Below are 10,171 nucleotides of genomic sequence, written 5' to 3' on the forward strand. Positions count from 1 at the left end.
TCCAGGGCCCGTCCTAGTGCCGCGCACGGGCGGCGATCGCCTCGTACACCATGCTGACGAGCAGGTCGTCGGCGTCCCGGCGGCCGAACTCGGCGGCGGCGCGGGACATTTCGTACAGCCGGTGCGGGTCGGACAGCACCGGCAGCACGCTCTGCCGCACCCACTCCGGCGTCAGCTCCGCGTCGTCGACCAGCAGACCGCCGCCGGCCTTGACCACCGGCTGGGCGTTCAGCCGCTGCTCGCCGTTGCCGATCGGCAACGGGACGTAGGCGGCCGGGAGCCCGACGGCGGAGAGTTCGGCGACGGTCATCGCGCCCGCGCGGCAGAGCATCATGTCGGCCGCGGCGTATGCGAGATCCATCCGGTCCAGGTAACTTACCGGGATGTAGGGGGGCATTCCCGGCATCTGCTGCACCTGGGGCAGTTCGTTCTTCGGGCCGACCGCGTGCAGGATCTGGATCCCGGCCTGCTGCAGCCACGGCGCGACCTGCTGGACGACCTCGTTCAGCCGGCGGGCGCCCTGCGAACCGCCGGAGACCAGCAGCGTGGGCAGGTTGGGGTCGAGCCCGAACGCGGCGCGGGCCTCGGGGCGCACGGCGGCCCGGTCCAGGGTGGCCACGGAGCGGCGCAGCGGGATCCCGATGTAGCGGGCGTCGCGCAACTTGCTGTCCGGGGTGGAGACGGCGACCTGGGCCGCGTACCGGGAGCCGATCTTGTTGGCCAGGCCGGGGCGGGCGTTGGCCTCGTGGACGACGATCGGCACACCGAGCCGCTTGGCGGCGAGGTAGCCCGGCAGGGCGACGTAGCCGCCGAAGCCGACCACCGCGTCCGCCTTGGTGCGTTCCAGGATCTGCTCCGTCGCCTTGATGGTGCCGCGCAGCCGGCCCGGGACGGTGATCAGCTCCGGGGTGGGCTTGCGCGGCAGCGGTACGGCGGGGATCAGCGCCAGTTCGTACCCGCGCTCGGGTACCAGACGTGTCTCGAGACCGCGTTCCGTGCCCAGGGCCGTGATGCCCACGGTCGGATCCTGCCTGCGCAGGGCATCCGCGAGGGCGAGCGCGGGCTCGATGTGGCCCGCGGTTCCTCCGCCGGCGAGTACGACATGCACCGAAATTCACCGCTCTCCGGACGAACGTGCCGCCGTGGCGCGCCGTCGCATCGTGTTCCATCTCCGGGGCTGCTGAGAACCCCCGGCCCGCTTTCTACCAAAGCGAGGTTGCCGCATCGCAAGCGCCGCCCGCGCAGCGGGCTCGTCACGCGCGAAGGCGATCAGCAGCCCGATGGCGAACATGGTCGGCAGCAGGGCGGACCCACCGTAGGAGAACAACGGGAGCGGGACACCGGCGATCGGCAGCAGTCCGAGGACCGCACCGATGTTGATCACGGCCTGCGCCGTGATCCAGGTGGTCACGCCTCCCGCGGCATACCTCACGAAGGGGTCCTCCGTGCGTCCGGCCACGCGGATACCCGCATAGCCTAGAGCCGCAAACAGGGCGAGCACCGACAGCGTCCCCGCCAGGCCCAGTTCCTCACCGGTGACGGCGAAGATGAAGTCGGTGTGGGCTTCCGGCAGTTGGCCCCATTTCTCCACACTCGCACCCAGTCCGGAACCGAAGATCCCGCCGGACGCGAGGGCGTAGATCCCGTGCACGGCCTGCCAGCAGTCGACGGGGCCCGCCTGGGGCTCGGTGGCGCCGAGGCAGGCGAGCCGGGCCATCCGGTTCGGGCTGCTCCAGATGAGGAACGCGCCGATCAGCGCGGCGACGGCCAGCACGCCGGCGAACAGCCGGGTGGGTGCCCCCGCCAGCCAGAGCAGGCCGAACAGGATCGCCGTCAGGATGATCGCCGTTCCCATGTCGCCGCCCAGCATGATCAGCCCGAGCAGCATGAAGGCGGCCGGTACGAGCGGCACCAGCATGTGCTTCCACTGGGCCAGCAGCCGTCTGTCCTGCTTGCGGGCGAGCAGATCGGCGCCCCACAGCACCAGGGCGAGCTTGCCGAACTCACTGGGCTGGAGCTGGAAGGAGCCGCCGAGGTCGATCCAGTTCTGGTTGCCGTTGACCGCCATCCCTATCCCCGGCACCTGCACCAGGACCATCAGGAAGACCGCGCCCGCGAGGAGGGGGTACGCCAGTGCCCGGTGCAGTTTCACCGGCATCCGGGCGGCCGCGAGCAGCAGCACGACCCCGATGCCGGCGGCCAGGAGCTGCTTGCGGAAGAAGTACGAGCCCGGCAGCGACATCTGCAGCGCGGTGATCTGGGAGGCCGAGTAGACCATCACCAGGCCGAGCACGGTGATCAGCGCGCTGCCGCCGAGGATCACGTAGTAGGCGGTCAGCGGCCGGTCCCAGGCCCTGCGCGCCCGTGTGTGCAGGGTGCGGACGGTGTTCCGGCGGGCGGGCCGGGGCGCGGTGGGCGGGCGGGGCGCCCGCGGCGCGGGCGGCCGCCCGGTGCGGCTACTGGGCATGGTGGCCTCCGCTGCGCGCCCCACGGTGCCTCGACGGTCCCACAGGTCCCTCCCAAGGTCGCCCGGCGCAGGCGGCCGGGTCAGGCACCGAGTTCGCGCACCGCCTGTGCGAACGCCTCACCGCGCCTGTTGTAGTTGGCGAACATGTCCATCGATGCGCAGGCCGGGGCCAGCAGCACCGTGTCGCCGGGCCGTGCGAGCCGCTTCGCCTCCTGGACAGCCTGGAGCATCGCCCCAGTGTCGGTCCGGCCGAGGTCGACCACGGGTACCTCCGGGGCGTGTCGCGCCAGGGCTTCGCGGATCAGTTCGCGGTCCCGGCCGATCAGGACGGCGCCGCGGAGCCGCTTCGCCGCCCCCGCGACCAGTTCGTCGAAGGTGGCGCCCTTGGCGAGGCCGCCGGCGATCCACACGATCGACTCGTAGGCCGCCAACGACGCCTGTGCCGCATGGGTGTTGGTCGCCTTGGAGTCGTCGACCCAGGCGACCCCGTCCACGTCGGCGACGTGCGCGACGCGGTGGGCGTCCGGGGTGAAGGCCCGCAGCCCGTCCCGTACGGCCGCCGCCGGTACCCCGAAGGCCCGCGCGAGGGCGGCCGCGGCAAGGGCGTTGGCGATGTTGTGCGGGGCTGGCGGGTTGACGTCGGTGACCTCGGCGAGTTCCTGGGCGCTGCGGTACCGGTCCTCGACGAAGGCGCGGTCGACCAGGATGCCCTCGACGACGCCGAGTTGGGAGGGGCCGGGGGCGTTGAGGGTGAAGCCGACGGCGCGGCAGCCCTCCTCGACGTCGGCCGCGCGGACCAGGTCCTCGGTGGACGGCTTGTCGGTGGCGTCGGCGTTGTAGACGCAGGCGACCCGATTGCCCTCGTAGACACGGCCCTTGTCGGCGGCGTACGCCTCCATGGAGCCGTGCCAGTCGAGGTGGTCGGGGGCGAGGTTCAGCACCGCCGCCGAGTGGGCGCGCAGGGACGGCGCCCAGTGGAGCTGGTAGCTGGACAGCTCCACGGCGAGCACGTCGTACTGTTCCTCGCCGGTGACGACGTCGAGCAGGGAGACGCCGATGTTGCCGACGGCGGCCGTCCGCAGGCCCGCGGCGCGGAGGATCGCCGCGAGCATCTGGACGGTGGTGGTCTTGCCGTTGGTGCCGGTGACCGCGAGCCAGGGCGCCGCGTCGGGCTTCCTGAGCCGCCAGGCGAGTTCGACGTCGCCCCACACCGGCACCCCGGCCTCGTCCGCCGCCGCGAACAGCGGCTTGTCCGGCTTCCAGCCGGGGGCGGTGACGATCAGCTCGGTGCCGTCGGGCAGGGTCGCGCCGTCACCGAGGCGCACGGCGATGCCGAGCGCCTCCAGTTCGGCGGCCTGCTCGCGGGCGCGTGCGTCGTCGCCGTCGTTGACGACGGTGACCCGCGCGCCGAGCCCGTGCAGCACCTTCGCCGCCGGGACACCGGAGACTCCGAGCCCGGCGACGGTGACGTGCTTGCCCTGCCAGTCGGTCACTTGTCCGCTGCCCATCCCGCGTAGAAGATGCCGAGTCCGACGATCACACAGATGCCCTGGATGATCCAGAAGCGGACCACCACAAGGACTTCGGACCACCCCTTGAGTTCGAAGTGGTGCTGGAGTGGCGCCATCCGGAAGACTCGCTTCCCGGTGAGCTTGAAGGAGCCGACCTGGATGACCACCGACATGGTGATGAGGACGAACAGGCCGCCCAGGATGGCGAGCAGCAGCTCGGTGCGGGAGCAGATCGCGAGGCCCGCGAGGACACCGCCGAGCGCGAGCGAACCGGTGTCACCCATGAAGATCTTGGCCGGCGAGGTGTTCCACCACAGGAAGCCGAGGCAGGAACCCATCAGCGCGGAGGCGACCACCGCGAGGTCCAGGGGGTCTCTCACCTCGTAGCAGGCACCCGGGTTGGTCAGGGTCGTCGCGTTGGCGCAGGACTCCTGGAACTGCCAGACGCCGATGAACGTGTAGGCGCCGAAGACCAGGACGGAGGCGCCGGTGGCCAGACCGTCCAGGCCGTCCGTCAGGTTCACGCCGTTCGACATCGCGAGGATCATGAACAGCGCCCAGACGACGAACAGCACCGGGCCGATGGTCCAGCCGAAGTCGGTGATGAACGACAGCTTCGTGGACGCCGGGGTGTTGCCGCGGTTGTCCGCGAACTGCAGCGAGAGCACCGCGAACGCGATACCGACGATCAGCTGGCCGGCCATCTTCGCTTTGGCCCGCAGGCCCAGCGAACGCCGTTTGACGATCTTGATGTAGTCGTCCAGGAAGCCGACCAGGCCCATGCCCACCATCAGGCCGAGCACCAGCAGACCCGAGAAGGTCGGCGACGTGTCGGCCTCGGGGTCCAGGGAGCTCGTGATCAGCTTGGCCAGGAAGTACGCGGCGACCGTCGCCAGGATGAAGGCGATACCGCCCATGGTCGGCGTACCGCGCTTGCTGGCGTGCTCGCGCGGGCCGTCGTCACGGATGTACTGCCCGTACCCCTTGCGTGCGAGCAGCTTGATCAGCAGCGGGGTGCCGACCAGCGTCAGGAAGAGGCCAATGACTCCTGCGAACAGGATCTGCTTCATCATCGGGTGACGACCTCACCCTCGGTACCGGTCGCGAGCAGCGCCTGCGCCACGCTCTCGAGACCGACCGAACGGGACGCCTTCACGAGAACGACGTCTCCCTGGCGCAATTCACTGCGCAACAGGTCGACAGCCGCCTGTGCGTCGGACACGTGCACCGACTCCTCACCCCACGAACCCTCGTTATATGCGCCCAGTTGCAGCCAGGCAGCTTCCCTGCCCCCGACCGCGACGAGCTTGCTGACGTTGAGCCGGACGGCGAGCCGTCCGACCGCGTCGTGCTCGGCGAGCGCCTCGTCCCCGAGCTCGGCCATCTTGCCGAGCACCGCCCACGTACGGCCCCCCTTCGCCTGTGAGGCTTTGCCCATGGCCGCGAGCGCGCGCAGGGCGGCTCGCATGGACTCGGGGTTCGCGTTGTAGGCGTCGTTGACGACCGTCACGCCGTCCGGGCGCTCGGTGACCTCCATCCGCCAGCGGGAGAGGGAGCCCGCCTCGGAGAGCGCGAGTGCGATCTCTTCTGCGGACATGCCCAACTCGTGGGCGACGGCGGCCGCGGCGAGCGCGTTCGACACGTGATGCTCACCGTACAGGCGCATGGTCACATCGCTTGCACCGGAGGGTGTGTGAAGCCTGAAGGAGGGCTGTCCGCTGTCCGTGAGTCGCACGTTCTCGGCCCGAACGTCCGCTTCGTCGGTCTCTCCGAAAAGGAGTACCTTCGCCTTCGTACGGGACGCCATGGCGCGTACGAGCGGGTCGTCCGCGTTGAGGATCGCGGTGCCGCCCTCCTCGGCCGGCGGCAGGGCCTCCACCATCTCGCCCTTGGCCTGGGCGATCTGCGCCCGGCCGCCGAACTCGCCGATGTGGGAGGTGCCGACGTTGAGGACGAGGCCGACCTTCGGGGGCGTCAGGTCGGTGAGGTACCGGATGTGGCCGATCCCGCGGGCGCCCATCTCCAGCACGAGGAACTTCGTCTCCTCGGTGGCGGTGAGCGCGGTCAGCGGCAGCCCGATCTCGTTGTTGAGCGATCCGGGGGTGAAGACGGTGGGCGCCTTGCGCCGCAGCACCTGGGCGATGAGGTCCTTGGTGCTGGTCTTGCCGGACGAGCCGGTGAGCGCGACGAGGGTCGCGCCGAGGCGCTGCACGACGTGCCGGGCGAGGGCGCCCAGCGCTCTTGGGACGTCGTCGACGACGATCGCGGGCACGCCCACGGGGCGGGAGGCGAGCACGGCGGCCGCGCCCGCCTCGACGACCGCGGCCGCGAAGTCGTGGCCGTCCACGCGTTCGCCGACGAAGGCGACGAAGAGGCTGCCCGGACCCGCCTCCCGCGAGTCCCGGACGACGCCTCCGGTGACCTGCACGGACGGATCCGGTATGTCGTGCGTCTGCCCGCCGACGACTTCGGCGATCTCGGCGAGGGAGAGGGCGATCACAAGTTCATCCCTGGGTCTGCTGGATAGCTTCGCGGAGCACCTGGCGGTCGTCGAAGGGACGCACCACCCCGGCGATGTCCTGCCCCTGCTCGTGGCCCTTGCCCGCGACCAGCACGGCGTCGCCGGGCTGCGCACGGGCGACGGCGGCGGCGATCGCCGCGGCCCGGTCCTCGAAGACCTGCACCTCGCCGCGCTCGTGGGCGGGCACGGAGGCCGCGCCCTGGAGCATGGCGGCGAGGATGGCGAGGGGGTCCTCGGAGCGGGGGTTGTCGGAGGTCAGTACGGCGGTGTCGGCGAGCCGGGCCGCCGCGGCGCCCATCGGCTCGCGCTTGGTGACGTCCCGGTCGCCGCCGCAGCCGAGCACCACGTGCACCTTGCCCTCGGTGACCCTGCGCAGGGCGCGCAGCACCGACTCGACGGCGTCGGTCTTGTGGGCGTAGTCGACCACCGCGAGGTACGGCTGGCCCTCGTCCACCCGCTCCAGCCGGCCGGGCACGCCGGGGACGGCGGCGACACCGTCGGCGGCGGCCTGCGGGTCGAGTCCGGCGGCGGCGAGGGCGACGATCGCGGCGAGGGTGTTGGCCACGTTGAACGGGCCCGGCAGCGGCGACCGGGCGGTGATCCGCTCGGCCCTGGGCCCGATCACGGTGAACGTCGAGTCGGTCGGGCCGACCTCGACGTCCTCGGCGCGCCAGTCGGCGTCCGGGTGCCCCTCCGCGGAGTAGGTGATGACGGGGACGCCGGCCTCCTTGGTGAGGCGGCGGCCGTACTCGTCGTCGGCGTTGACCACGGCGAGCCGGCTGCGCTGCGGGGTGAACAGGCGCGCCTTGGCCGCGAAGTAGTCCTCCATGTCGGAGTGGAACTCCATGTGTTCCGGGCTGAGGTTGGTGAAGACGGCGATGTCGAAGACACAGGCGTCCACCCGGCCCAGCACCAGGGCGTGGCTGGAGACCTCCATGGCGACCGCGTCGACCCCGCGTTCGCGCATGACGGCGAACAGGGCCTGGAGGTCGGTGGCCTCCGGCGTGGTGCGCTCGGACTTGATGCGCTCGTCACCCACCCGCATCTCGACGGTGCCGATCAGACCCGTGCTGTGCACGGACCTGAGGCCCCCCTCGACGAGATAGGCGGTGGTGGTCTTGCCGGAGGTGCCGGTGATGCCGATCTGGAGCAGATCGCGGCCCGGGTGACCGTAGATCGTGGCCGCCAGTTCGCCCATCTCCCCGCGGGGGTCGTCGACCACCAGCGCGGGCAGCCCGGCCGCGGCGACGCGTTCGGCACCGCTCGGGTCCGTGAGCACGGCGACCGCACCGAGGCCCGCGGCCTGGGTGACGAAGTCGGCGCCGTGCGCGCGGGCGCCGGGGAGGGCGGCATACAGGTCGCCGGGACGTACGGCGCGTGAGTCGTGGGTGATGCCCGTGACGTCGGCGGTCCGGGACGGTGCGGTGACACCCAGTTGACCGGCGAGGTCCGCGAGGGGTGTGGCGGAGACCCGCGCCGGCCGGGGCGGCCCGGGAAATGTCACGGGTTGGCCCTTCTGAGTGGTTTGCGACTGATCAGCGTGTGGCACGGCGGTGAGCGTACCGGGCGCACCCGCCGCGGAGCCAAAGCGGGGCTCGCCCGCGGCCCCGTCCGGCGGGGGTGACGGGGTGAGCGGCGTGGAGGAGGGGTCCGGTACACGGCGGGGGGCGTCCCGGTTCCCGGGATCGGGGGTGATCGTTGTCACGGGCTGTTCCTGGGTGGTTCCGTGCCGGCCGGCCGCGAGGGGTTCGCGGCCGGTCAGCGTTTGAAGGTGACCGGGAGGCGGGCCGGTTCGGCACCGGTCGGCGGTACCTGGAGGGTCTTGAGGGCGAACTCCATGACCTTCTTGTAGACGGGTCCGCAGATCTGGCCGCCGAAGTAACTGCCCTCGGTGGCGTTCTGGATGGCGCAGTAGACGGTGATCCGGGGCTTGTCGGCGGGTGCGAACCCGGCGAAGGAGGAGGTGTAGCCGTGGTACTTGCCGGTGGCCGGATCCACGCGGTTGGCCGTACCCGTCTTCCCCGCGACCCGATAGCCGGGGATGCGCGCCTTGGTTCCGGTGCCCTCCTCGTCGTCCACGACCGACTCCAGCATCCGGGCGAGGGTCTTCGCCGTCTTCTCGCTGACCACCCGTGACTTCGCGGGCTCCGGGGAGGGGGTGAAGCGTCCGTCGGGTCCCTTGGTGCCGCGTACGAGCGTGGGCTCGATGCGTACGCCGCCGTTGGCGATGGTCGAGTAGACGGACGCGGCCTGCATGGCGTTGACGGACACGCCCTGGCCGAAAGGAATCGTGTACTGCTGCGAGGTCGACCAGACGTCGGGCGGGGCGAGGATGCCCTTGGTCTCGCCGGGGAAGCCGAGTCCGGTGTGGTTGCCGAGGCCGAACTTGCGCAGGTAGTCGTAGAGGACCTTGTTGGCCTGGGCCTGGGTCTTGCCGAGCTGGCCGGTGGCCAGGATGGTGCCGATGTTGCTGGACTTGGCGAGCACCCCGTTGAGCGTCAGGTACCAGGTCGGGTGGTCGACGTCGTCCTTGAACAGCCGGTCGCCGCGGTGCAACCGGTTGGGCACGACGACGTGCGTCCGCGGGGTGGCAGCCTCCTCCTCCAGCACGGCCGCCATCGACATGACCTTGGCGGTGGAGCCGGGCTCGAAGGCGTCCTGGAGGGCCGCGTTGCCGAGCGCCGCCGGATCGGCCTCGGAGAGGTCGCCCGGATCGAACCCCGGCGCGTTGGCCATGGCGAGGACCTCACCGGTGCGGGTGTCCTGGACGATGACGTAGCCGCGGTCGGCCGCGGACTTCTCGACCTGCTCGCCGATGGCGTTCTGCGCGGCCCACTGGATGTCGCGGTCGATGGTGAGCTCGACGTCGCTGCCGGGCACGGCCGGTGTCTCGCTGGACCCCGCGGTCGGCACCAGACGGCCGCCGGACTGGACGAAGCGGATGCTGCCGTCCTCACCGGCGAGCCGCTTGTCCAGCTGGAGTTCGACGCCACCGCCGCCCTTGCCCTCGGCGTTGACCCAGCCCAGTATCCCGGCGGCGAGTTCGTTGTTCGGGTAGACCCGCTTGCTGGTGGGCACGGACAGGACGCCCGCGAGGACGTTGGCGGAGGACGTGTCGCTCTCCGCCTTCTTCGCCAGCGCGGCCTTCAGGTCCTTGATCTGCTTCCAGACCTGCGGGGTCTGGCGGCTCGCGAGTTTGACGTAGCGCAGGGCCTTGTTGTCCGGCCGCAGCTTCTCGACCAGCTTGTCCTGGTCCTGGCCGAGGATCGGGGCGAGGAGGGCGGCGGCCTGTTCCGGGCCGTCGGCGATCTCCAACTGCTCGGGGGCGAACATCGTGGGGTCGGCGGTGATGTCGTAGGCGTCCTCGCTGGTCGCCAGGGCGACGCCGTTGCGGTCGGTGATCTCGCCGCGCTCGGCGTCCAGCACCTGGCCGACCTGGAGGTTCTGTCCGGCCTTCGCCGCGTAGGTGCCGGCCTCGACGGCCTGCACCTGGAGCAGGCGTACCACGAAGACGCTCAGGACGAGGGTCAGGGCCAGGCCGACCAGGCGCAGGCGGGGGCGCGGGCTGCCCAGCCGGAGGACCTTCGGGGCCGTCGGGCGGGGCGGGGCGGGGCGGCGGGCCGGTCGGTGGCCGTGCTGCTCCTACTTGGACGCGACCCCGCCAGGGTTTGC

7 protein-coding genes are annotated in these 10,171 nt (G+C 71.3%); all 7 read right to left on the bottom strand.

The window, feature by feature from the left end; genetic code table 11:
- Positions 1-13 precede the first annotated feature (13 nt).
- Positions 14-1,108: an undecaprenyldiphospho-muramoylpentapeptide beta-N-acetylglucosaminyltransferase gene (murG, locus tag JL475_RS27990; RefSeq protein WP_202280742.1), complete on the bottom strand. Its 1,095-nt coding sequence runs from the start codon at positions 1,106-1,108 to the stop codon at positions 14-16.
- 6 nt (positions 1,109-1,114) lie between these two features.
- On the bottom strand, positions 1,115-2,467 hold the full coding sequence (ftsW, locus tag JL475_RS27995) for a putative lipid II flippase FtsW (RefSeq protein ID WP_202280743.1): 1,353 nt from the start codon (positions 2,465-2,467) through the stop codon (positions 1,115-1,117).
- A gap of 80 nt (positions 2,468-2,547) precedes the next feature.
- A complete protein-coding gene (murD, locus tag JL475_RS28000; RefSeq protein WP_202280744.1) occupies positions 2,548-3,975 on the bottom strand; it encodes a UDP-N-acetylmuramoyl-L-alanine--D-glutamate ligase in 1,428 nt (475 codons plus the stop codon).
- Positions 3,957-5,048, bottom strand: coding sequence for a phospho-N-acetylmuramoyl-pentapeptide-transferase (gene mraY / locus JL475_RS28005; RefSeq protein WP_202280750.1), 1,092 nt, complete (start codon positions 5,046-5,048; stop codon positions 3,957-3,959). The genes murD and mraY overlap by 19 nt, the downstream gene beginning before the upstream one ends.
- Entirely contained in the window at positions 5,048-6,478 is a 1,431-nt protein-coding gene (murF, locus tag JL475_RS28010) for a UDP-N-acetylmuramoyl-tripeptide--D-alanyl-D-alanine ligase (protein WP_202280745.1), read from the bottom strand. Before murF ends, mraY begins: the two co-directional genes overlap by 1 nt.
- Before the next feature lie 4 nt (positions 6,479-6,482).
- Positions 6,483-8,003 carry a UDP-N-acetylmuramoyl-L-alanyl-D-glutamate--2,6-diaminopimelate ligase gene (locus JL475_RS28015; protein WP_202280746.1) on the bottom strand — a complete coding sequence of 507 codons (1,521 nt, stop codon included), beginning with the start codon at positions 8,001-8,003 and terminating at the stop codon, positions 6,483-6,485.
- Between the two features lie 254 nt (positions 8,004-8,257).
- Complete coding sequence (locus JL475_RS28020; protein WP_272932982.1) at positions 8,258-10,072, bottom strand: penicillin-binding protein 2; 1,815 nt, start codon at positions 10,070-10,072, stop codon at positions 8,258-8,260.
- Positions 10,073-10,171 lie beyond the last annotated feature (99 nt).

The organism is Streptomyces sp. M2CJ-2 (assembly GCF_016757295.1).
GTDB lineage: Bacteria > Actinomycetota > Actinomycetes > Streptomycetales > Streptomycetaceae > Streptomyces.

Coding starts and splice junctions, on each gene's coding strand:
- ftsW (WP_202280743.1), bottom strand. CDS start 2,467: ATGCCCAGTAGCCGCACCGGGCGGCCGCCCGCGCCGCGGGCGCCCCGC.
- murD (WP_202280744.1), bottom strand. CDS start 3,975: ATGGGCAGCGGACAAGTGACCGACTGGCAGGGCAAGCACGTCACCGTC.
- mraY (WP_202280750.1), bottom strand. CDS start 5,048: ATGAAGCAGATCCTGTTCGCAGGAGTCATTGGCCTCTTCCTGACGCTG.